Consider the following 23,452-nt stretch of genomic DNA (forward strand, 5'->3'; position numbering starts at 1 on the left):
TAATAATATCTATATAGATTATAAAATTTCTCCGAAATTAATATTATAGTAGTAAAAAAATCGTTTTTATTTATTTTATTGTTGTTTTTACTATTATACTATATATAATATTTTTATCTGTATAGAATAAAATTCTCATCTGTATAGAACAATATAGAATGGAGGTGAGAAAATGAGTAAATTTTTTCATAGTAAACAAACATCTCCTGAGGATAAGAAAAATCCTAGTTTTACTTTTAAAGGAACTTTCAATAAATTAGGTGGCAAAATGTTTGGTAAAATGCAAAACTTATCAAGAGCCATTGTTTTACCAATAGCTACATTACCAATAGCTGGTTTATTGTTAGGAATTGGTGGTGGAGTTGCTAGTGCTTTAAAGCAATTGCCTAATCATGATAGTCTTGTTGCTATTATTAATATTTTTTCAATTATGCAATCATCCGGAAACGTTGTTTTTGCTAATTTAGGATTGATTTTTGCTATTTCTATTGCTTTTGGTTTTGCAAAAGCTAGTAAAGGTGTAGCTGCTCTTTCTGGATTTATTACTTTTATTGTTATGACTTCAGTTATTAGTGGCATGTTTTTTTGAAATCCTAAAACAGGAATGTTGGGGTTTGATCCATGAGGTTTAGGTGAAGGTGCAAAGATTACTCCAGAAAGTTGTAAATCTTCTGGTTTATTTTCTTCTGTCTTAGGATTATTTCCTACGTTTGATACTTCAGTTTTAGGTGGCATTCTTGTTGGTTGATTAGTATCAATTCTTCATAATCATTCATACAATATTCGTATGCCAAGAGTATTAGCTTTTTTTGGTGGTGAACGTTTTGTGCCAATTTTAGCTGTTTTTGTTGGAATAGGAATGGGATTAGCTTTTTTCTTTATTTGACCAATGTTATTAATTGCTTTTAGAGAAATTGGTAATGGCTTAGCAGCTGGTATGAATACAGGTCAACTTACTGATGGACAGTTAACTGGTGATAATTTTCATCCGACAGTTGGTGGAGCATTTATTGCAATGTTTTTTGGAATTACTGAGCGTTTATTAATACCAACAGGATTGCATCACGTTCAATATGCGCCTTTCTGATATACTGGAATTGGTGGAAATTGAATTAATGAATCTGGTGATCATTTTGTTGGAGCGTACAATATTTTCTTTGGACAATTTGCTTCTAATGCAGTAGGACACATGAATCAAACACCGGGAACAATGTTTATGAGTGGGCGATTTGCATATATGCAATATGGCTATCCCTTTGCAGCACTTGCTATGTGAATGTTAGCACGACCAGAAAATAAAAAAATGGTTGGTGGTATTTTAGGATCTGCTGCTCTAACTTCTTTCTTAACAGGAGTTACAGAACCATTATTGTTTTCATTCTTATTTGTAGCACCATTATGTTTTGTTTTCCATGCATTTATGGCAGGAATTAGTTTTATGATGGCTTATTTATTAAATATAGTTGTTGGTCAAGGTTTTGCTGCTGGATTTATTGATTTTTCTTTCTTTGGAATATTACCAAGTATTCTTGGTAAAGAAACAGGATTCTATTGAGTATTTGTTACTGGATTAATTATGGCACCTGCTTATTTCTTTGGGTTCTATTACATTATTAAGTGAAGAAATTACAAAACTTTAGGTCGTGAAGAAGGAGAATTAGCAACCAACTTAGCTTTACAAAGTGTTGAAAGTTCTTTAGATAAGTCTTCAAAAAAAGGTAGAACAAAAGTAGAAAATTTATTACTTGGACTTGGTGGAGCATTAAATATCATTGATGTTAACGCTAAAGATAAAGTATTAGTTGCAACTTTAAAAGATGCAAATATTTATTCAAAAGCTTTATTAAGATTAAGTGGAACTAAAAATATTAAAGTAATTGCCAATAAAGTTGAAATTACCTATCTTGATGGTGCAGAGTCTATTCATAAAACTTTACAAGCAGAAATGGCAAAGAAACAAACATTAACACCTGATACTAATAAAGATAAAAATAATGATATGTTAGAAAATATTTTTAAAGGTCTTGGTGGACGAAGTAATGTTAAATTATTAGACAATTGTGCTACAAGATTGCGTGTTACAGTTTTTGATGAAACTAAAATTGATGATAATATTTTAAAATCAACTGGTGCGGTTGGTATCTTTAAAAAAGGTACAGCTATTCAGGTAATTTATGGGCCACAAGTAGGTAATATTAAAAATGATTTATTAAAAACTTGAACTCCAAAATAAACTATTACTAAAATATAAAAATGAGCAACTTTTTGAGTTGTTCATTTTTTTAGTTTTAGTTACGGATAATGTTAAAATTATAATATAGGATGGAGGGAAAACTATGTTTTTTGATGATGAAGAAGAAAAGTTGGAATGGCAACCCTTTTTAGGACTATTTTTTGGTAGACATTTGTTTTTGATAATTAACTGGAGTTAAGTAGTTGGAATGGCAACCCTTTTTAGGACTATTTTTTGGTAGACATTTGTTTTTGATAATTAACTGGAGTTAAGTAGTTTAAAGTGCCGTGAATTCTTATGTTGTTATATCAATTGATGTAATCAAATAATTCTAATTTTAATTGGATTAATGATGTAAAATTTTTATCATTAATAAATTCGGTTTTGAAAGTTTTAAAGGTTGCTTCAGCAACAGCGTTATCATAAGGACAACCTTTTTTGCTTAAAGAGCGATTAACATTGAATGCTAGTAAAAGTTTATCAATAATTTTATTATTAAATTCATTACCGCGATCACTATGAAATATTTGAATATCTTTTAAACAGCGATTTGAGTGCATAAATGCTTGATATACTAATGATGCATCTTTTTTAGTACCTACACTATGTCCAATTATTTCGCGGTTAAATAGGTCAATTAATAAACAAATATAGTTTCACTTACCATTTACTTGAACATAAGTTAAATCACTAACAATAACTTAATTTTTAACTCTATTATTAAAGTTTCTATTAACAAGATTGGTTATTTGACTATCATTGACTTTATTATGATAATTTTTGAATGATAATTTAGTGTATTTTGATATTAAATTATGTTTATTCATAATTTCTTTAATTTTTCGTCTTGATAAATAAATTTCTTGGTTTTCTAGAATGACTTTTAATCTTCTAGTACCATAAACTTCTTTATTTTTTTTAAAAGCACTAATAACAGCTTGTTCATAAATATTATTTTGAATTTTATTTTTTTTCTTTAAATTAAAATAATATGTTGATTTAGAGAGTTTTAAAAAATGACACATTGTGCGAATTTTATATTTAGATTTATTATTTGCAATAATCTCTACTTTCTGCCTATTATTAGTGCTGCTTGCTTTAAAATATCATTTTCCATTCTTAATTGTTTTAATTCTTTTCTTAATTTAATTAATTCATTTTCTTCAACAGAACGATTATCTTTAGTTTTAAAACTACCTGAATTAGTAAATTGCTTAATTCAATTGTAAGTAGCTGCTCTTGTAACATTATATTATTTAACAAGGCAAGATACTGATTTGCCACTTTGATATAAAGCTACTATTTGTTTTTTAAATTCATCGGTATATGAGTTAATATTGGCCATAATTATAGTTCCTTTCTTTGTTCACTTGTCTATGTAATTAGTGTCCAATAAAGTTTAACCCATCCAAGTTAGAAGAAGCTAGGTATGAAGAAATACAAACAAATATACAAAATTTAACATTAACAATTGATGTTAATATTGTTGTTAAAGATTTATTTAAATATATTAAATTAAAATGTACACAAAAAATTATAATTATGGATATATTAGCATTGTTTTTATCAATATTTTCAATAATTCTTTCAATATTATTAACTGTTATTGATAAAACTGATCAAAAAATTAGTTTTGAACTTCGAAAATTATTGTATGCGGTAAATATATTTAAAGATTTAACAGTGGTAATGGTATTAGTAATTGCATTATTTATGATTATTTATGAGGTTAAATATTGAATTAAAAAAAATAAGCAATTCAAATCTTTTTATGCAGCAAATGCTGATTTTACACCAGAAGAAATTGTTTCGGAACTAATGGATCTTAATAATATTTTTAGTTTCAAGCATTGAAATGAAATTTCATTCCATATTAAATATTATAAAAAATGTAAATCATTTAAACGACATGCAATTTTAATCGCTATTTTGGATTATTATCAATTGCCAATTAATAAATGAAATTTAATGTATTTAAATCAAACAATTAGTTATTTAAATAAAAAACATTTTCGTCATATTATTAGATTATGCATATTTAGTTGTTTAGCAATAATAACGATTATTTTAATGAGTACTTTCCCTTCAATATTTTTAAGATAAAATATTTTATATAGATAGAAAGGTATATATGGAAAAATTTAATGAAGAAATAAAAATATTAACGACAATTTTTATTAATAATGCTAATATCAATACTAAAATTAAACAAGAAAAATTTTTAATTAATAATTTCAAATTTTATGGAATTTTAACTAGTAAACGAAAACCATTAGTAAGATTATTTTTAGATAAATGAAATAAAAATTTATCTTTAATAAGTAAAAAACAGTTATTTGAAACATTATATTTACAAAAAAATCGTGAATTTCAATATACAGCAATGGAATTTTTAAATCTTTGATGAAAGAAAAACTTAAGTTTTAATGACTTAGATTGGCTTTTATCGATAATTAAGCATAATATTTGATGAGATACTACTGATTATTTTGATAATATTATTGGTGTTCTTATATTTAGTAACAATAATATTAGTGTTAGAGATCAATATTTATTTAAGTTAATAAATGATAGTAATTTTTGAATTCAAAGAATAGCAATTCAATCACAATTAATGTTTAAAGAAGATACTGATTTTAATTTACTATTTGCATTAATTAAGCCATTGTTATTAACAACAAATTTTTATCTAATACGTTCTATTGGTTGAGCATTGCGTAATGCTAAACGAGTTAATTCACAAAAAATTAATGATTTTATTAAAATTAACAATGTTAGTAAAAAAATAATTGTTGTTATTAATGAACATTAAAAATAAATGAAGGTTTTATATTAATATTAAAAATAAAATTGCTTATAAATAATATCGGACTTCTCCCCACATGTACTTGTGGAGGGAATAATGAAACTGAATGAATTCAACAATGCTTTTCAAACTGAACAGCAATGTCTTGCATATATAGCAAATTTGAAAGAAAAAAAATGTATTAGGTGTTTTAGTTTTAATTTGAATACTTCTGATTTAAAAAGAATGAGATGTTTAAAATGTAATCAAACATTTAGCATTCTCACAGGCACCATATTTTCAAGGTCACAAACATCTTTAACATCTTGGTTTTATCTTATCTTTAGATGAATAAACACCAAACATGGAATTCCATCAACAGATATTGCAAAAGAATTGGGAGTGACTTTGAAAACTGCTTGAAGAATGACTCATAAAATCAGGAAATGTTTAGTAATCTGTGTAACTTACAAAAATAACTATGTTTAATTAATTCTAGTAAATATAATTAAATGACTAGAAAGAGTGAGTTACAGATGGCTAAAAAAGATAACTTTAATAATAATGATCCAATATCAAAAGCAGTAGATTTATTACTAGAAAATACTGAAGATTTAACAACAGTTTTTAAACCTGGCGGTTTATATAAAGAATTAACAAAAAGATTAGTTGAAAAAATGTTGAATTCTGAAATGCAAAATTATTTAGGATATGAAAAAAATCAACATACTACTACTGAAAATGCTCGTAATGGTACAAGTTCAAAAAAATTAATAACTCAAAACAAGGTAAAATTGAAATTGATGTACCAAGAGATCGCAATAGTAATTTTACTCCTGTAATAGTTCCTAAAAGGCAAAGAAGATTTGATGGTTTTGATCAACAAGTTCTTTCCTTGTATGCAAAATGAATGACATTATCTGACATTAGAATGCAGTTGCAAGAGTTATATCATGGTGCTGATATTAGTGAAAGTGTTATTAGTCAAATTACTGATGATGTTATTGATGATGTTAAAGCATGACAAAATCGACCATTAGAAAGTATTTATCCTATTGTTTATTTTGATTGTATAGTAGTTAAAGTACGACAAGATAAACGGATTATTAACAAATCAGTTTATATAGCATTAGGAGTTGATTTAGAATGCAAAAAAGATGTTTTAGGATTATGAATTAGTGAAAATGAAGGTTCTAAGTTTTGATTATCTAATTTCACAGAAATGAAAAATCGTGGCTTAAATGATATTCTTATTGCTTGTAGTGATAATTTAACAGGCATGTCAGAAGCAATACAATCAGTTTATCCTAAAACAGAACATCAATTATGCATTGTTCATCAAATTAGAAATAGTTTAAAATATGTTTCATACAAACATCGAAAAGGTCTAGTTGCAGATTTAAAACCAATTTATAGTGCATGTAGTGAAGAACAAACAATGCAAGCTTTAGAATCGTTTGAAAGTAAATGAAATAAACAATATCCTCAAATTACTAAATCTTGATATAAAAATTGAGATAATTTAATGGTTTTTATTAGTTATCCAGTAGAAATCAAAAGAGTGATTTATACTACAAATGCTATTGAATCTGTTAATAGTCAATTACGAAAAATCATCAGAAATAAAAAAGTTTTTCCTAATGATATGGCAGTTTTCAAAATATTTTACTTGGCAATTGAAAATATAACAAAAAAATGAACATTGCCTATTCAAAATTGAAATACAGCAATTGCTCATTTTATGATAAAATTTGAAGACAGAATTAATCTAAATTAGTAACTTTGTAAAACAAAGATACACAGATTATTAAAAAGCCTCACCATTCTTTCCAATTATCATTGAAACATTAATGGTTTTTCTTTATTTTGTAATTCTTCTTTTTTATTATTCAATTTTGTTAATATTTCTATTAAGCTAACTGTACTATTTTCATTTCAGTTATTATTTATATTTACAAAATCATTTCTTAAATTTTCAATTTCACTAATAGTTTTATTTATATACCTTGCTTCTGCTCTCTTCTCATATCATTCAGGAAATAATTTTTTGTGTACAAATGGTCCCATAGTAAATAATACTAATAATGAACTAGTAACAGCACCCATTAGCATTAGAATTGGTAATGAAAATAAATTTTCATTACTACCAAGTGCTTTAACAATTTTTTCATTACATAAATATGTTATACCAATTCCTGGTATTGTACTAAGCAAAAACCCACTACCAATAATACTCACTTTTTTTCATATATTTAATCCTTGATAATTATATATTAATTGTTGTCTACTATCTTCTGATATTCCTTCTTGTCTTATCATAATTTAATCCTATTTTTTAATTTGAGTTAATAAAATTAATTACTAATATCTTAACATAAAAACTAACATTAATATTTTAATAAACAATTAATTAATATATTTAATATTCTAAAATAAAAATAATAAAAACTAATTAATGGAAATAAGTTTATTAAATAATAAAATAATTAAAACTTCTTTTCATTTTTAATATAATCTCATATATTATCCTTTCAAAGTTGCTAACATTACAGCTTTAATAGTATGTAAACAATTTTCTGATTGTTGAAATACCTTTGATGCAGAAGATCGAAATACTTCATCAGTAACTTCTAATTCACCTGTTCCACCATATTGTTTAACAATATCTTGAGTAATTTGTGTATTACCATCATGAAAACTTGGTAAAGAATGTAAAAATATAACATCTGATTTTGCAATTTTCATTTTTTCATTATTAACTTGATATGGCATTAATTCTTTAATTCGTTGTTTTAATAAAACTTTATCTTCAGATACAGATGTTCAAACATCAGTAGCAACTACGTCAGCATCTTTACTTGCTGTTTTATAATCTTCTGTTAAAATAATAGAGCCACCCGTTTCTTGAGCAATTTCTTGACATTGTTTTAATAGTTGAGGATATGGTCATAAATTTTTATTAGCACAGATTACTAAATTCATTCCTAATTTTGCACTAATAATCATATAACTATTAGCCATATTAAAACGAGCATCTCCAAAATAAACAAATTTAATACCTTTAACATCTTTATTTTTTTTACACTCTTGAATTGTCATAATATCGGCTAGCATTTGTGTTGGATGATATAAATCAGTTAAGCCATTTCATATTGGAACACCGGCATTTTCAGCTAATTCTTCAACATCAGTTTGTTTATATCCACGAAATTGAATACCATTATAAATTCTACCAAGAAATTTAGCGGTATCAACAATTGATTCTTTAATTCCTAATTTACTACTAGTTGGATCAAAATATGTTGAATGCATTCCTAAATCACAAGCAGCAACTTCAAACGCGCTTCTTGTTCGTAATGAATCTTTTCGATATAATAAAGCAACACTATAGCCTTTTAACGGCTGTTTTTCTATTCCTTTTTGTTTTGCAATTTTTAAAGTAGCAGCTAATTCTAATAAGTAATAAATTTCTTCTGAAGTAAAATCTAATAAACAAATAAAATTTCTGCCTTTTAAATTAATAGCCATGATATGTTTTCTTCCTTTCAGTTCCTAATATCTTTATTTAATTTAACATTGATATACAATATGGGCAACACTCTGGCCACATGACAATTCAGAATTAGTAATTTCATAAACATGGATATGTATTATTATATTTAATTTTTAACTCAAATTTATTAACAGCAAGTAATTATTTTGTTAATAAATTGTTGAACTGAAAGTTGTTTTAAATATTTTTCTAGTGAAATAATATATTCTTTTTTAGAATTCCATTCTTTCAAAATTTGATTGATTAAGTAAGAACATATTTTTTTATCTTGGATAATACTCGTTACAACAAACTTTTTAATATAAAATACTCCAATACCATTTCTGATAAAAATTTTAGCAAGTAATAAAACTATTTTTAATTTATTAATTTTTGAATATATATTAATAGCAGACTTACTTTGCATTCAGTATTCTCCTTAACTTAAAATATTCTTTTTTCTCTCTCATAGTTAACATTTAAAATCTTTTTTTATATTTTTGCAATACATATACAAAAAATTACTAATGAATATATATATATATATATTAAATTAATAAGTTTATTTTATTGTATATTTAAAATTTAAAACTATCAAAATAAAATTTTAAATATACAATAATAAATGAAAATGAAAAATATTGGTTTAGTAATTAAATGTAAAATTAAAAAAACAAAACTTTAAAACTTACTAAAATAGAATATTTTATAAAAGTTTTGAAAATAATGTTTTATCAATAAAACTTAATATAATTTTAAATTTAAAATTTGTACCTAAATTATAGGTACAAATTTTTATTATTTCTCATTTTGCTGTGTATACATCACAATACGTAAAATAAGTTGTAATATTTCATAAATCATACGAATCAAGTAATAAATAAACTTAATTTGGAAAATTCAACTAATAGCACGTATTTCTTTTTCATTTAAAATACCAACAAGATTTTGACAAATTTCTTTTCTTGATTTAGCATAAAAAATCATTTGCATTGAAGAAAAAAGAATTAATAAAATACTACCTAAAATTGATAAAACAATTGAAAGTATATTGGCGCTCGCTGCTGATAAAGTAATTCAAGAATTAGCAGGTGAAAGAGCAAATAGAATAGCAAGTGCAAAAGGAATTAAAACAAAAAATAATGTTATTTTACGAGAAAAATCTCATCAAAAAGTATTAAAACGACTACTATTTGAACTACTTACTGCCCAAGTACTTTCCATTGCCATTGCTAAAGTATAAATAGAACGACGGTGATAAGTTCATGGTAATAATCTTAAAGTAAAATTACCATTATTAAATAAATATGGCATTAAATAAAAAAACCTAGGTTCAACAGTAATACTATTAATATTACCAAATCCCTTAAATTTTATTCTTTTTGCATTAATACCGTATGTTTTTAAATATTTTTGAGATAACTCGCCACCAGTTAAATTAGCACTATTTTCAAGATGGAATCAAGAATACTTAATTCAAGTGAAAAATCAAATCATAGTAACAACAAACAAAATTATACCAACAATAGCCACTAAGCTTGCTAAAACAATTAAACTAGTTGATCAAGTCTTTGGATCATTTGGATTAACTGAGGATAATAATAAATTAGTCATAATCTTCTCCTTTCTAACTATTTGAATAGAGTCTACAATATTATAACATAGTATTATTCCACCACGAAAAGAAAGTTATAAACTTCTTGATCACCATCAACAATTTCATATTCAATATCATAATCTTCATCTAAAATTTTTTTCATAAAATTAATTTGATCTTTTGAATAACCTTTACCTTTAAAAATAGTAATTATTTCTGCACCATCTCAAATTAATTTAGTAAACAATACTTTAATTACATTAAATAAATTTTCATTTGAAGCAATAATTTTTTCTTTACCATCTTTATTACGAAAACTAACAGCAGAAAAAAAGTGTTTTTTTCCAATTTTAATACCATCTATTTCAACATCACGATCAGCAACTGTTATATAACCAAAAGCAGCATATTTAATTTCACTTCATATATTTTTATTATTTTCTTTTGCACTTAATTCAGGATTAAAATTTAAAGCAGCACGCATACCTTGAGCAATATTTTTAGCAGGTAATACAAAAACTTTTGATTTTTTTTCTAATTTTCTTGCTTGTTCTGCTGCTAAAAATAAATTACTATCATTTGGTAAAATAAAAACATTTTTTGCATCGACAATTTCAATTGCCTTTAAAAAGTCATCTGTTGATGGATTAATTCTTTTTGAATACATAATAATATTATTAACCTTTAATTCATCTCTAAAAAAGGTTTCAATTCCTCTACCGGGAACAGCAGCAATTAAAGCAAATTTATTATTTAATTTACGAATTGGTTTAATAGTTTGTGTATGTGCTTTTGCCTGTTCCGTCATATTTTCAATTTTTACTTTTAAAATTTCACCAAATTTCTGAAAATAATTTAAAATTTGACCCGGTTTTAAAGTATGAACATGAACTTTAATTAAATCTTCATCATCTACTAAAACTATTGATTGACCATCCATTGTTTCTAAATCAGTTCGTGTTTTGCTTAAATTAAAATCTAACTTACTAACTTTATTTAGTTTTACAATAACTTCTGAACAATAACCAAAGTTTTCTTGATTTAAAACCATTTCTAATTTTGCTGTATCTTGTTGTTCTAATTTTTTCTTTGGTGAAATAGCTTTACCATGCTTTAAACCATACACCATACCTTCAACAATATAAACTAAACCAGCACCACCCGAATCAACAACTCCTACTTTTTTTAAAATTGGCAATAAATCAGGTGTTCTTTTTAACGATTCATTCATTCCTTCTAGTAATTTTTCAAAAATATAAAGCGAATCTTTGCCTGTTATTTCTAATTCATTAATATAACTAGCACCATCTTTAATAATAGTAAGAATAGTACCTTCTACTGGTTTCATAACTGCACGATATGCATAATCTTGTGCACTTTTTCAAGATTTTAATAAATCCTCATTAATAATGAAATCATTTTTTAAATCTTTTGTTTTTATAGTTTGAAAAAAACCACGAAAAATTTGAGATAAAATAACTCCAGAATTACCACGCGCACCCATCATTAAACCACGAGAAAAAGTAGTAGCAAATGTTTTTAAACTATCATATTCTTTGCCATTTAATTCTTTTATACCATTCATCATTGTTAAATTCATATTTGTTCCAGTATCACCATCAGGTACGGGGAAAACATTTAATTTATCAACTTCAAAATGATGATTATAAAGATTATTAGCACCGCTAATAAGCATAACTTTTAAGGTTTTAATATCAATTTTTTTCATTTAATTTCACCTTATATTTTCTTTTATTCTTCAATTAAATCATGAACAAAAATGTTAAGTACTATATAGTCTTGATGTTTAATAATCTTTTCAACAATATATTTTAAATTTTTCTGAGTTTGATTCATAATATTTCAAATATTATTATTAAAAAAACAAACTATATTAATATCAATAATTCAACCTAAATCAGACTTGTTAACTTTAATTCCATAATTATTATCTTTTTCATAAATATTGGCAACACCTGGTACAGATAAAATACTTTCTGATAATGCTTTTTTAATAATGTTCATAATATCTTTATCTTTTTCCACATAATCACCCCTATTATATTAATAATAAATTAAATTTATATAAAATAAAATCTCTTATAATTTTTATAGTCTCTTACATTATACCTAATATAATATATCAAGACAATAATAATCTTAAAGATAAAGATATTATATATTGATAATGGTTTTTTCTATATAAAAACATAATTAAGAAAAACTAAACTACCTAATTATTAAATATAAAATACTATCTATAATTTTAAAAATTAATATTAATACAATAATAATTAAATAATTACTTATTCTTAACTGTCTTATTTTTATACTTAAACATTATATAATAGAAAATAATAAAATTTAAAATATATAAAATACTATCTAACCAAAAGTATAATTGCTAAATTGTAAAGGTAAGTGCAACTAAATTATTTTTCTATCCAAATATTCTATCGGTGAAAGATAATTTAGTATTTTTCTTGGTCTTTGGTTTAAAGACAATATAAATTTATGAACTTCATTTTTACAAGTTTTTGAAAAATTAAATTTTTTAGGAAATTTTTCTCTAATTAAACCATTAGTATTTTCATTAGTACCTCTTTGTCAAGGTGAATATGGATTTGCAAAATAAATTTTCACATCTAAATTTTTTTCAAGTTGTTGTCAATTTGAAAATTCTTTACCACGATCAAAAGTAATGGTTTTAACAATATTTTTAGGAAGAATTGATAAATAATGGCTAATATTTTTGTTAATAACTTTAGTAGTTCTGTTTTTAACTAATATTGCTAAAGTAAATCGTGATACTCTTTCAACTAAAGTTATTAAACATTTTTTACTTTTGCCTCGTGATGATACTATAGTATCTCCTTCTCAATGACCAAGTGTTATACGATCATTAATATTAAGATCTCTTTCTTTAATTGATTTGCTATTGAATTTGCCACGATTTTCTTGAGATTTGCGTTTTTTGCCTTTTCTTCTTAAATTTTTACTAGTAACTTGATCAAGCAATCCAGAATAAATTCAATTGTAAATTGTTTTAAAACTAATAACTCATTGTTTATGAAAATTTTTAATTCTGCCATAAATTTGTTCAGGTGATCAGCCTAATAATAGTTTTTGTTGCACATATTTTACTAAATCTTTATTTTTAAACTTATGAAAAAAAATATGTGATTGTTTTCTATTTTCAGCTTTATTTTGTGCAATCAATGAAAAATAATTACTATTATCTTGATTTCTATTAATTTCTCGAATAATAGTACTAATATTTCGATTAAGATTTTTAGCTATTTCACTAATTTTAACTTTAAATTTCAATTGATTCTCAATATAAATTCTTTCATCTACGCCAAGATGTTTATAACTCATATAAAAACTCCTTACTTTTTTTATAAAATAAATTTAGCATTATGAAATTTTTATATGAGAATTTTTTTGCAATTTTATTTACTTGCACTTACAAGTATAATTCAGCTAATTAATAATTAAACTATACTTCAAAAATTTACTATATAAATTTTAGGCATTTTTGCGTTTTTAATCGTAATCTTATTTTTTGCAAAAATTGCAAATACAATTTTCATAATAATAATTACATATTTCAATCAAGTATATAGGGACTTCGTCCCTCGCCACTACGTGGCTCACCCAAATTATAGTCCCAGTAGGTTCACTGGGACTATAATCATTTTTATTTATCTTTATTTTTAGGTTTATCTTTTTTCTTTAAAATATTATCCAATTTATCCAATCCAGCAGACTTAATATCGCTATAAGTCATATCAATACTACTTGCTTCTTTAAGGTATTTTTTAGGTGACAATTCACTTTTAAGTTCATGCACATAATGTAAAGCACGTGAATTATACCTTTTTAACCAGTGTCTAGGAAAAAATAAAGTCATAGCCATTGCTTCACCACTATAACTTGGAGGCATAATACCTCTTTTAATCATTTTCTTTGTTCTACGACGTGAAAATACTACTTTATTATAATCCTCAATATTAGTATATAAATTAAGATTAAATATAACAATAAAACCCAAAAAACGCATACGTTTAACTTGAACAACATACTCAACTTTTTCTCTTGCTTGTACTGGTATTCTATTAGGGTGTTGTTCAATCAAATACATTGTACCATTAAACATGTTACCTATTAACTTACAAAATTGTCCTAAACTTTCTTGTTGATTTTTAAACTGTACTCCTAAATCATTAGAATTTATTTTTAATGCTAATTCATCTAAAATTATTAAATCTTGTTCCTCAAAAGCATAATTACTTGCTAACTGATTAAAAGTAAAAACATCGTTATAATTAACCAAATAAGAATAACCAGTCTTTAACTTAATAGGGAAAGGACTAACTACTCGTTTCTTATGAGTTTGTGCTAAACAACAAGCAAGGGCAGATTTGCCAGTCCTTGGAGGTGCTGAAATAATATAACTACCAACTCGTTTTAAAATTTTAACATTACGAATAGTTATAAGAATTGGATAAATAATTATCGGACTTCTCCCCACATGTACTTGTGGAGGGAATAATGAAACTGAATGAATTCAAAAATGCTTTTCAAACTGAACAGCAATGTCTTGCATATATAGCAAATTTGAAAGAAAACAAATGTATTAGGTGTTTTAATTTTAACGGACTTCTCCCCACATGTACTTGTGGAGGGAATAATGAAACTGAATGAATTCAACAATGCTTTTCAAACTGAACAGCAATGTCTTGCATATATAGCAAATTTGAAAGAAAACAAATGTATTAGGTGTTTTAGTTTTAATTTGAATACTTCTGATTTAAAAAGAATGAGATGTTTAAAATGTAATCAAACATTTAGCATTCTCACAGGCACCATATTTTCAAGGTCACAAACATCTTTAACATCTTGGTTTTATCTTATCTTTAGATGAATAAACACCAAACATGGAATTCCATCAACAGATATTGCAAAAGAATTGGGAGTGACTTTGAAAACTGCTTGAATAATGACTCATAAAATCAGAACACGTATTGCAAAACAAAAACCTCAATTTATTGTTGAAGGTACAGTGCAAATTGATGAAATGTATCTTTCACATATGGGTTTTAAAAAACAAGGAAGATCCTTGGTGAATAAAACCTTGATTGTTGGCATTTATCAAAAAACAACCAATAATTTAATTGTGAAAGTATTGAAAAACGCAAAGAGTAAAAATCTTTTGCAGTTTGCAAAAAACCACATTTCTTCAAAATGTCTTGTATATACTGATTCTTGAAAAGGATATTGCGATTTTAAATCAGTTTTCACTAAGCATGAAACAGTTAACCATCAAGATGGCTATGTTTCAAAAATTGGTGTAAATACCAACCAAATTTAATCAGTTTGAAAACATATAAGAAGAACATTTAAAACACATATCAAAGTTGCAAAACATCATGTTCATTTATATGCTAAAGAAGCTGCATATAAATTCAACAAGATACCTAGTTTTGAAACTGTAATTCTATGTTTGATTTAAAAATGTGGGGAGAAGTCCGTAGATAGGCTTTTCTCAGCATTTATGTGATAAAATTAAAATAGTACATAAAGGGAGAAAAGCCAATTTTAATTTGAATACTTCTGATTTAAAAAGAATGAGATGTTTAAAATGTAATCAAACATTTAGCATTCTCACAGGCACCATATTTTCAAGGTCACAAACATCTTTAACATCTTGGTTTTATCTTATCTTTAGATGAATAAACACCAAACATGGAATTCCATCAACAGATATTGCAAAAGAATTGGGAGTGACTTTGAAAACTGCTTGAAGAATGACTCATAAAATCAGAACACGTATTGCAAAACAAAAACCTCAATTTATTGTTGAAGGTACAGTGCAAATTGATGAAATGTATCTTTCACATATGGGTTTTAAAAAACAAGGAAGATCCTTGGTGAATAAAACCTTGATTGTTGGCATTTATCAAAAAACAACCAATAATTTAATTGTGAAAGTATTGAAAAACGCAAAGAGTAAAAATCTTTTGCAGTTTGCAAAAAACCACATTTCTTCAAAATGTCTTGTATATAATGATTCTTGAAAAGGATATTGCGATTTTAAATCAGTTTTCACTAAGCATGAAACAGTTAACCATCAAGATGGCTATGTTTCAAAAATTGGTGTAAATACCAACCAAATTGAATCAGTTTGAAAACATATAAGAAGAACATTTAAAACACATATCAAAGTTGCAAAACATCATGTTCATTTATATGCTAAAGAAGCTGAATATAAATTCAACAAGATACCTAGTTTTGAAACTGTAATTCTATGTTTGATTTAAAAATGTGGGGAGAAGTCCGTAGATAGGCTTTTCTCAGCATTTATGTGATAAAATTAAAATAGTACATAAAGGGAGAAAAGCCATAATTATAATCAAACCTATAACTAATAACACATAACCATATCAAGGCATAATAAACTCCTAACCTATAATTAAACTAATTGCTCTAACAAATAATCATAAAGGTATAATATTTTCTATTCCACTAACAATATCAACTGGATGGGTTACACTTTATTGGACACTAATTACATAGACAAGTGAACAAAGAAAGGAACTATAATTATGGCCAATATTAACTCATATACCGATGAATTTAAAAAACAAATAGTAGCTTTATATCAAAGTGGCAAATCAGTATCTTGCCTTGTTAAAGAATATAATGTTACAAGAGCAGCTACTTACAATTGAATTAAGCAATTTACTAATTCAGGTAGTTTTAAAACTAAAGATAATAGTTCTGTTGAAGAAAATGAATTAATTAAATTAAGAAAAGAATTAAAACAATTAAGAATGGAAAATGATATTTTAAAGCAAGCAGCACTAATAATAGGCAGAAAGTAGAGATTATTGCAAATAATAAATCTAAATATAAAATTCGCACAATGTGTCATTTTTTAAAACTCTCTAAATCAACATATTATTTTAATTTAAAGAAAAAAAATAAAATTCAAAATAATATTTATGAACAAGCTGTTATTAGTGCTTTTAAAAAAAAATAAAGAAGTTTATGGTACTAGAAGATTAAAAGTCATTCTAGAAAACCAAGAAATTTATTTATCAAGACGAAAAATTAAAGAAATTATGAATAAACATAATTTAATATCAAAATACACTAAATTATCATTCAAAAATTATCATAATAAAGTCAATGATAGTCAAATAACCAATCTTGTTAATAGAAACTTTAAGGCTTTTCTCAGCATTTATGTGATAAAATTAAAATAGTACATAAAGGGAGAAAAGCCATATATTATTAAGCGTTATTCATAAACCTGACTTGGTTATTTTAGATGAAGTATCAACTGGTTTAGATATTGAAGTTAAGGAAGAAATATTTGATTTTTTACAAAAAAATATTGTTGAAAAAAATGTAGCAATGATTTTAGTTACTCATAACATGAGTGAAATTGAACATTTCTGTACACGTATCATTTATATGCACGATGGTGACATTATTGAAAAACGGACTGTTAAAGAGGTTGTTAAAGAATATGGTTCAGTTCATAACTATACATCTCAACAATTTCAAAAATATAAAAAACCTACTATTGCTGCAGAAAAAGAAGCATTATCTAAGAAAAAAGGTCAGCAAGATCCAAACAAAATTGTAAATGCCGCAAAAACACGCTCTTCTAAACAAATACCGTTATTGAATTTAATGTTTAAATATTATCTAAAAGGCTTCTTTGTCCCATTTTTTCTAATTGTTTATCCAATTCTAATCTTGGGAATTCAAGGAGAATCAATACGGCATACTGGTGCTGATGTTGCGAGGCTTTTTAATAATCTGTGTATCTTTGTTTTACAAAGTTACTAATTTAGATTAATTCTATCTTCAAATTTTATCATAAAATGAGCAATTGCTGTATTTCAATTTTGAATAGGCAATGTTCATTTTTTTGTTATATTTTCAATTGCCAAGTAAAATATTTTGAAAACTGCCATATCATTAGGAAAAACTTTTTTATTTCTGATGATTTTTCGTAATTGACTATTAACAGATTCAATAGCATTTGTAGTATAAATCACTCTTTTGATTTCTACTGGATAACTAATAAAAACCATTAAATTATCTCAATTTTTATATCAAGATTTAGTAATTTGAGGATATTGTTTATTTCATTTACTTTCAAACGATTGGAATGGCAACCCTTTTTAGGACTATTTTTTGGTAGACATTTGTTTTTGATAATTAACTGGAGTTAAGTAGTTTAAAGTGCCGTGAATTCTTATGTTGTTATATCAATTGATGTAATCAAATAATTCTAATTTTAATTGGATTAATGATGTAAAATTTTTATCATTAATAAATTCGGTTTTGAAAGTTTTAAAGGTTGCTTCAGCAACAGCGTTATCATAAGGACAACCTTTTTTGCTTAAAGAGCGATTAATATTGAATGCTAGTAAAAGTTTATCAATAATTTTATTATTAAATTCATTACCGCGATCACTATGAAATATTTGAATATCTTTTAAACAGCGATTTGAGTGCATAAATGCTTGATATACTAATGATGCATCTTTTTTAGTACCTACACTATGTCCAATTATTTCGCGGTTAAATAGGTCAATTAATAAACAAATATAGTTTCACTTACCATTTACTTGAACATAAGTTAAATCACTAACAATAACTTCATTTTTAACTCTATTATTAAAGTTTCTATTAACAAGATTGGTTATTTGACTATCATTGACTTTATTATGATAATTTTTGAATGATAATTTAGTGTATTTTGATATTAAATTATGTTTATTCATAATTTCTTTAATTTTTCGTCTTGATAAATAAATTTCTTGGTTTTCTAGAATGACTTTTAATCTTCTAGTACCATAAACTTCTTTATTTTTTTTAAAAGCACTAATAACAGCTTGTTCATAAATATTATTTTGAATTTTATTTTTTTCTTTAAATTAAAATAATATGTTGATTTAGAGAGTTTTAAAAAATGACACATTGTGCGAATTTTATATTTAGATTTATTATTTGCAATAATCTCTACTTTCTGCCTATTATTAGTGCTGCTTGCTTTAAAATATCATTTTCCATTCTTAATTGTTTTAATTCTTTTCTTAATTTAATTAATTCATTTTCTTCAACAGAACGATTATCTTTAGTTTTAAAACTACCTGAATTAGTAAATTGCTTAATTCAATTGTAAGTAGCTGCTCTTGTAACATTATATTCTTTAACAAGGCAAGATACTGATTTGCCACTTTGATATAAAGCTACTATTTGTTTTTTAAATTCATCGATATATGACTTAATATTGGCCATAATTATAGTTCCTTTCTTTGTTCACTTGTCTATGTAATTAGTGTACAATAAAGTGTAACCCATCCAGATTCTAAAGCTTGCATTGCTTGTTCTTCACTACATGCACTATAAATTGGTTTTAAATCTGCAACTAGACCTTTTCGATGTTTGTATGAAACATATTTTAAACTATTTCTAATTTGATGAACAATGCATAATTGATGTTCTGTTTTAGGATAAACTGATTGTATTGCTTCTGACATGCCTGTTAAATTATCACTACAAGCAATAAGAATATCATTTAAGCCACGATTTTTCATTTCTGTGAAATTAGATAATCAAAACTTAGAACCTTCATTTTCACTAATTCATAATCCTAAAACATCTTTTTTGCCTTCTAAATCAACTCCTAATGCTATATAAACTGATTTGTTAATAATCCGTTTATCTTGTCGTACTTTAACTACTATACAATCAAAATAAACAATAGGATAAATACTTTCTAATGGTAGATTTTGTCATGCTTTAACATCATCAATAACATCATCAGTAATTTGACTAATAACACTTTCACTAATATCAGCACCATGATATAACTCTTGCAACTGCATTCTAATGTCAGATAATGTCATTCCTTTTGCATACAAGGAAAGAACTTGTTGATCAAAACCATCAAATCTTCTTTGCCTTTTAGGAACTATTACAGGAGTAAAATTACTATTGCGATCTCTTGGTACATCAATTTCAATTTTACCTTGTTGAGTTATTAATTTTTTTGAAATTGTACCATTACGAGCATTTTCAGTAGTACTATGTTGATTTTTTTCATATCCTAAATAATTTTGCATTTCAGAATTCAACATTTTTTCAACTAATCTTTTTGTTAATTCTTTATATAAACCGCCAGGTTTAAAAACTGTTGTTAAATCTTCAGTATTTTCTAGTAATAAATCTACTGCTTTTGATATTGGATGATTATTATTAAAGTTATCTTTTTTAGCCATCTGTAACTCACTCTTTCTAGTCATTTAATTATATTTACTAGAATTAATTAAACATAGTTATTTTTGTAAGTTACACAGATTACTAAACATTTCCGATGTTTCTGGCACCATTACTGTCGTTAAACAAATGATTGCTGGTATTGCGATTGTTAATATTATTTCAGTTGGAATATTTATTATTCCTCAAACAATTATTGAATTTAAATTATCTGTATTACTAAAAAGAATTGGTGCAACTAATATTCATCCCTTATTTTTTGTTACTGCTGTAATTATCATCGGTGTATTTGCTTCAATAATTTCTTTCTTATGAACATTATTATGAGGTGGCATTTACTTTGGTGGTACGTATGGCTGAAGTGTTATTGCTCTTCCTACTCAAATTGGTGCTTCGATTCCATGAATTATTATTATTTTGGCTTTTCTCCCTTTATGTACTATTTTAATTTTATCACATAAATGCTGAGAAAAGCCTATCTACGGACTTCTCCCCACATTTTTAAATCAAACATAGAATTACAGTTTCAAAACTAGGTATCTTGTTGAATTTATATTCAGCTTCTTTAGCATATAAATGAACATGATGTTTTGCAACTTTGATATGTGTTTTAAATGTTCTTCTTATATGTTTTCAAACTGATTCAATTTGGTTGGTATTTACACCAATTTTTGAAACATAGCCATCTTGATGGTTAACTGTTTCATGCTTAGTGAAAACTGATTTAAAATCGCAATATCCTTTTCAAGAATCATTATATACAAGACATTTTGAAGAAATGTGGTTTTTTGCAAACTGCAAAAGATTTTTACTCTTTGCGTTTTTCAATACTTTCACAATTAAATTATTGGTTGTTTTTTGATAAATGCCAACAATCAAGGTTTTATTCACCAAGGATCTTCCTTGTTTTTTAAAACCCATATGTGAAAGATACATTTCATCAATTTGCACTGTACCTTCAACAATAAATTGAGGTTTTTGTTTTGCAATACGTGTTCTGATTTTATGAGTCATTCTTCAAGCAGTTTTCAAAGTCACTCCCAATTCTTTTGCAATATCTGTTGATGGAATTCCATGTTTGGTGTTTATTCATCTAAAGATAAGATAAAACCAAGATGTTAAAGATGTTTGTGACCTTGAAAATATGGTGCCTGTGAGAATGCTAAATGTTTGATTACATTTTAAACATCTCATTCTTTTTAAATCAGAAGTATTCAAATTAAAATTAAAACACCTAATACATTTGTTTTCTTTCAAATTTGCTATATATGCAAGACATTGCTGTTCAGTTTGAAAAGCATTGTTGAATTCATTCAGTTTCATTATTCCCTCCACAAGTACATGTGGGGAGAAGTCCGTATTTTAATTCTAAAAATTAATAATATTTTTAGAAAAAAAGAAAAACCATAGTTTCAATTAGATAATAAGAATTAAAGGATTTTCATTAATATATTTAATTCATCATTTAAAACCATGAGCACCATTTTCATCAATTACTAGATTAGTAGTAATTTTTCTATTAGTTAATATTTTTTTTAATTCAATAGTATTACTTTCATAATTTGTTACTAATTTGCCTTCAAAAAACTTTGGTTCTTTTTTTCCTACCCATAGTTCAACTATTAAAGGTTGATTATTATTTAAAACTTTAGTTTTTAAATCTTCAATAATTTGTGAATTAAATCAAATTGCTGGCGAAAATAATAATAATTTTGTAAATTGTAATTTTGATAAATATAACATTTGTAAACAAAAATATGCCCCCAAAGAACAACCAATGGCATTTAAATTTTTAATTTTTAAATTAAACTTTTTAATAACAAATGGTATAACCTCATTAATAATAAATTCTAAGTAATTTTTACCATTACCACCAAGAAAATCAATGTTACTTTTTTTTAATTCAGGAAAATATTTTGTCATTAATATTTTTACATCATCATTGGTATAAGTTGCTAAATCATTAAAACGAGTCATATTATTGGTACTACCAATACCAATAAAAATACAATTACTATTATTTTCAAATAAAATATTACTATTACTATTAAGTAACATATCTTTACCATCAAAAACTAAATAAACTTCATAAGCAATATTTTGATCATAAATAGAAGGTAAAGCAATAATAATATCTTTATTAATATTTAAAAATTTACTTTTAATATTATCAACTTTTACATCATAATTATTCATATTTTTTATCCTTAATTTATTGATAATTTCCTAACAAAGAATAATTCATTATTCTAATATAAAAATTAAAATTAGTTTGTTCTAAGCGCATAGCGCATTTAACCAATTCATCTAAAATTATCAACTTATTAGTAAATAAAGTTTCATATGAAAAAAAAGCTTTTAAATTTAAATCAGTAATATCTTTTGTCAGCAATGTTTTTCTGGTTTCTAAATCCAACAAATAAAATAACATTAATAAACTTCCAAACTCATAATTATTTTTTATGTTTGTTTCATTCTTAGTTAAATTAATAAAAATATTACCACTAATATTTACCAATCTTTTAATTATTAGCAAACTTTCTTTTTTCAAATTAGAATTATTTATCAAAAAATCAGGTAATACTACTTTTGAAGTATCATCAAACCAAACTTTTATTTGATCTTTACATCCAAGTAATAATAAAAGTTCCTTGGCATTTTGATAATCATCTAACTGTTTTTCTTGACGCTTAAAAGTAGGAATTAAAGCAGAAATAGTTAATATAAAATTTGCAACTAATCTTAAATATTCTTTATAAGAAATTTTATTGAAATATAAATAAACACTTATTATTTTCATAAACATTAAATTTTGATTACTATTAAATATTAAGTTATAAGTATTACGATAATCTTTTGCTTTTAAATGACCTATTTTTTTTTTAATTTCGCGCTTAAAAAAATAATTACTTTTTAAAAGCAAAAGATGGTTAAATAATCGATATTCGGGAATCATTTTTTACTTCCAATCTAATTATATATTTTTAAATTTAATCTTAA

At 25.1% G+C, this 23,452-nt stretch carries 23 protein-coding genes and 5 pseudogenes; 12 read left to right on the forward strand and 16 right to left on the reverse strand.

Annotated features, from left to right (window positions below; all coding sequences use genetic code 4):
- The first annotated feature begins 172 nt into the window (after positions 1-172).
- The gene (locus AACL02_RS05415; protein ID WP_339043261.1) at positions 173-2,233 is read left to right on the forward strand and encodes a PTS transporter subunit EIIC; all 2,061 of its coding nucleotides are present in this window, start codon (positions 173-175) and stop codon (positions 2,231-2,233) included.
- Positions 2,234-2,460: 227 nt separating this feature from the next.
- Here the strand turns inward: AACL02_RS05415 and AACL02_RS05420 are convergent.
- A pseudogene (locus AACL02_RS05420) lies at positions 2,461-3,578 on the reverse strand (IS3 family transposase).
- Between the two features lie 197 nt (positions 3,579-3,775).
- Between AACL02_RS05420 and AACL02_RS05425 the strand changes: the two are divergent.
- The gene (locus tag AACL02_RS05425; RefSeq protein ID WP_339043263.1) at positions 3,776-4,336 is read left to right on the forward strand and encodes a hypothetical protein; all 561 of its coding nucleotides are present in this window, start codon (positions 3,776-3,778) and stop codon (positions 4,334-4,336) included.
- Between the two features lie 28 nt (positions 4,337-4,364).
- Complete coding sequence (locus tag AACL02_RS05430) at positions 4,365-5,045, forward strand: DNA alkylation repair protein (protein ID WP_339043265.1); 681 nt, start codon at positions 4,365-4,367, stop codon at positions 5,043-5,045.
- Here the strand turns inward: AACL02_RS05430 and AACL02_RS05435 are convergent.
- Positions 5,032-5,190 carry a hypothetical protein gene (locus AACL02_RS05435; protein WP_339043267.1) on the reverse strand — a complete coding sequence of 53 codons (159 nt, stop codon included), beginning with the start codon at positions 5,188-5,190 and terminating at the stop codon, positions 5,032-5,034. The two genes, AACL02_RS05430 and AACL02_RS05435, sit on opposite strands and share 14 nt — an antisense overlap.
- On the opposite strand from AACL02_RS05435, the gene AACL02_RS05440 reads away from it, so the two are divergent.
- Together AACL02_RS05440 and AACL02_RS05445 are read left to right on the forward strand one after the other, a co-directional pair.
- Positions 5,136-5,507: a hypothetical protein gene (locus AACL02_RS05440; protein ID WP_339043269.1), complete on the forward strand. Its 372-nt coding sequence runs from the start codon at positions 5,136-5,138 to the stop codon at positions 5,505-5,507. The two genes, AACL02_RS05435 and AACL02_RS05440, sit on opposite strands and share 55 nt — an antisense overlap.
- A gap of 47 nt (positions 5,508-5,554) precedes the next feature.
- A pseudogene (locus AACL02_RS05445) lies at positions 5,555-6,795 on the forward strand (IS256 family transposase).
- 56 nt (positions 6,796-6,851) lie between these two features.
- Here the strand turns inward: AACL02_RS05445 and AACL02_RS05450 are convergent.
- The 8 genes from AACL02_RS05450 to AACL02_RS05485 all read right to left on the reverse strand — a co-directional run bounded on the left by AACL02_RS05450 (position 6,852) and on the right by AACL02_RS05485 (position 14,756).
- Positions 6,852-7,337: a hypothetical protein gene (locus AACL02_RS05450; protein ID WP_339043271.1), complete on the reverse strand. Its 486-nt coding sequence runs from the start codon at positions 7,335-7,337 to the stop codon at positions 6,852-6,854.
- 204 nt (positions 7,338-7,541) lie between these two features.
- Positions 7,542-8,546 (reverse strand): ornithine carbamoyltransferase, encoded by a 1,005-nt coding sequence (gene argF / locus AACL02_RS05455; RefSeq protein WP_338974627.1) that lies wholly within the window; start codon positions 8,544-8,546, stop codon positions 7,542-7,544.
- A gap of 152 nt (positions 8,547-8,698) precedes the next feature.
- Positions 8,699-8,977 carry a hypothetical protein gene (locus tag AACL02_RS05460; protein ID WP_281748602.1) on the reverse strand — a complete coding sequence of 93 codons (279 nt, stop codon included), beginning with the start codon at positions 8,975-8,977 and terminating at the stop codon, positions 8,699-8,701.
- A 371-nt stretch (positions 8,978-9,348) separates the two neighbouring features.
- Positions 9,349-10,164: a hypothetical protein gene (locus tag AACL02_RS05465; protein ID WP_339043273.1), complete on the reverse strand. Its 816-nt coding sequence runs from the start codon at positions 10,162-10,164 to the stop codon at positions 9,349-9,351.
- Positions 10,165-10,217: 53 nt separating this feature from the next.
- Positions 10,218-11,876, reverse strand: a complete 1,659-nt coding sequence (locus AACL02_RS05470; RefSeq protein WP_339043275.1) for a DAK2 domain-containing protein — start codon at positions 11,874-11,876, stop codon at positions 10,218-10,220.
- A gap of 23 nt (positions 11,877-11,899) precedes the next feature.
- On the reverse strand, positions 11,900-12,193 hold the full coding sequence (locus tag AACL02_RS05475) for a hypothetical protein (RefSeq protein WP_174481144.1): 294 nt from the start codon (positions 12,191-12,193) through the stop codon (positions 11,900-11,902).
- Between the two features lie 381 nt (positions 12,194-12,574).
- Entirely contained in the window at positions 12,575-13,525 is a 951-nt protein-coding gene (locus tag AACL02_RS05480; RefSeq protein WP_339040235.1) for an IS30 family transposase, read from the reverse strand.
- Between the two features lie 322 nt (positions 13,526-13,847).
- Complete coding sequence (locus AACL02_RS05485; protein ID WP_339043277.1) at positions 13,848-14,756, reverse strand: hypothetical protein; 909 nt, start codon at positions 14,754-14,756, stop codon at positions 13,848-13,850.
- Here AACL02_RS05485 and AACL02_RS05490 point away from each other — a divergent pair.
- From AACL02_RS05490 to AACL02_RS05515, 6 genes are all read left to right on the forward strand, one after another.
- Positions 14,702-14,929 (forward strand): hypothetical protein, encoded by a 228-nt coding sequence (locus tag AACL02_RS05490; protein WP_339043279.1) that lies wholly within the window; start codon positions 14,702-14,704, stop codon positions 14,927-14,929. The genes AACL02_RS05485 and AACL02_RS05490 overlap by 55 nt on opposite strands.
- The gene (locus tag AACL02_RS05495) at positions 14,841-15,521 is read left to right on the forward strand and encodes an IS1595 family transposase (protein WP_339043281.1); all 681 of its coding nucleotides are present in this window, start codon (positions 14,841-14,843) and stop codon (positions 15,519-15,521) included. The genes AACL02_RS05490 and AACL02_RS05495 overlap by 89 nt, the downstream gene beginning before the upstream one ends.
- A gap of 232 nt (positions 15,522-15,753) precedes the next feature.
- Positions 15,754-16,470, forward strand: a complete 717-nt coding sequence (locus tag AACL02_RS05500; protein WP_339043283.1) for an IS1595 family transposase — start codon at positions 15,754-15,756, stop codon at positions 16,468-16,470.
- A gap of 285 nt (positions 16,471-16,755) precedes the next feature.
- On the forward strand, positions 16,756-17,034 hold the full coding sequence (locus AACL02_RS05505; protein ID WP_339043285.1) for a transposase: 279 nt from the start codon (positions 16,756-16,758) through the stop codon (positions 17,032-17,034).
- Positions 17,035-17,172: 138 nt separating this feature from the next.
- Positions 17,173-17,418 carry an IS3 family transposase gene (locus tag AACL02_RS05510; RefSeq protein WP_339043287.1) on the forward strand — a complete coding sequence of 82 codons (246 nt, stop codon included), beginning with the start codon at positions 17,173-17,175 and terminating at the stop codon, positions 17,416-17,418.
- Positions 17,419-17,470: 52 nt separating this feature from the next.
- Positions 17,471-18,010: a hypothetical protein gene (locus AACL02_RS05515; protein WP_339043289.1), complete on the forward strand. Its 540-nt coding sequence runs from the start codon at positions 17,471-17,473 to the stop codon at positions 18,008-18,010.
- Here the strand turns inward: AACL02_RS05515 and AACL02_RS05520 are convergent.
- The 3 pseudogenes from AACL02_RS05520 to AACL02_RS05530 form a co-directional block, all read right to left on the reverse strand.
- A pseudogene (locus tag AACL02_RS05520) lies at positions 18,007-18,333 on the reverse strand (transposase); the annotation flags it as partial. The gene AACL02_RS05515 and the pseudogene AACL02_RS05520 overlap by 4 nt on opposite strands.
- A gap of 21 nt (positions 18,334-18,354) precedes the next feature.
- Positions 18,355-19,471: pseudogene (locus AACL02_RS05525) on the reverse strand (IS3 family transposase).
- Between the two features lie 65 nt (positions 19,472-19,536).
- A pseudogene (locus tag AACL02_RS05530) lies at positions 19,537-20,454 on the reverse strand (IS256 family transposase); the annotation flags it as partial.
- Positions 20,455-20,581: 127 nt separating this feature from the next.
- Here AACL02_RS05530 and AACL02_RS05535 point away from each other — a divergent pair.
- Positions 20,582-20,968: a hypothetical protein gene (locus AACL02_RS05535; RefSeq protein ID WP_339043295.1), complete on the forward strand. Its 387-nt coding sequence runs from the start codon at positions 20,582-20,584 to the stop codon at positions 20,966-20,968.
- Here the strand turns inward: AACL02_RS05535 and AACL02_RS05540 are convergent.
- The 3 genes from AACL02_RS05540 to AACL02_RS05550 form a co-directional block, all read right to left on the reverse strand.
- Positions 20,954-21,769 carry an IS1595 family transposase gene (locus AACL02_RS05540; protein ID WP_339043616.1) on the reverse strand — a complete coding sequence of 272 codons (816 nt, stop codon included), beginning with the start codon at positions 21,767-21,769 and terminating at the stop codon, positions 20,954-20,956. The genes AACL02_RS05535 and AACL02_RS05540 overlap by 15 nt on opposite strands.
- Positions 21,770-21,868: 99 nt before the next feature.
- Positions 21,869-22,648 (reverse strand): alpha/beta hydrolase-fold protein, encoded by a 780-nt coding sequence (locus AACL02_RS05545; protein ID WP_339043297.1) that lies wholly within the window; start codon positions 22,646-22,648, stop codon positions 21,869-21,871.
- Positions 22,649-22,664: 16 nt separating this feature from the next.
- A complete protein-coding gene (locus AACL02_RS05550) occupies positions 22,665-23,408 on the reverse strand; it encodes a hypothetical protein (RefSeq protein ID WP_339043299.1) in 744 nt (247 codons plus the stop codon).
- Positions 23,409-23,452: the final 44 nt, after the last annotated feature.

Origin of the sequence: Spiroplasma endosymbiont of Apeira syringaria (assembly GCF_964020205.1) — a bacterium.
Classification (GTDB): Bacteria; Bacillota_I; Bacilli_A; order Mycoplasmatales; family VBWQ01; genus Spiroplasma_E; species Spiroplasma_E ixodetis_A.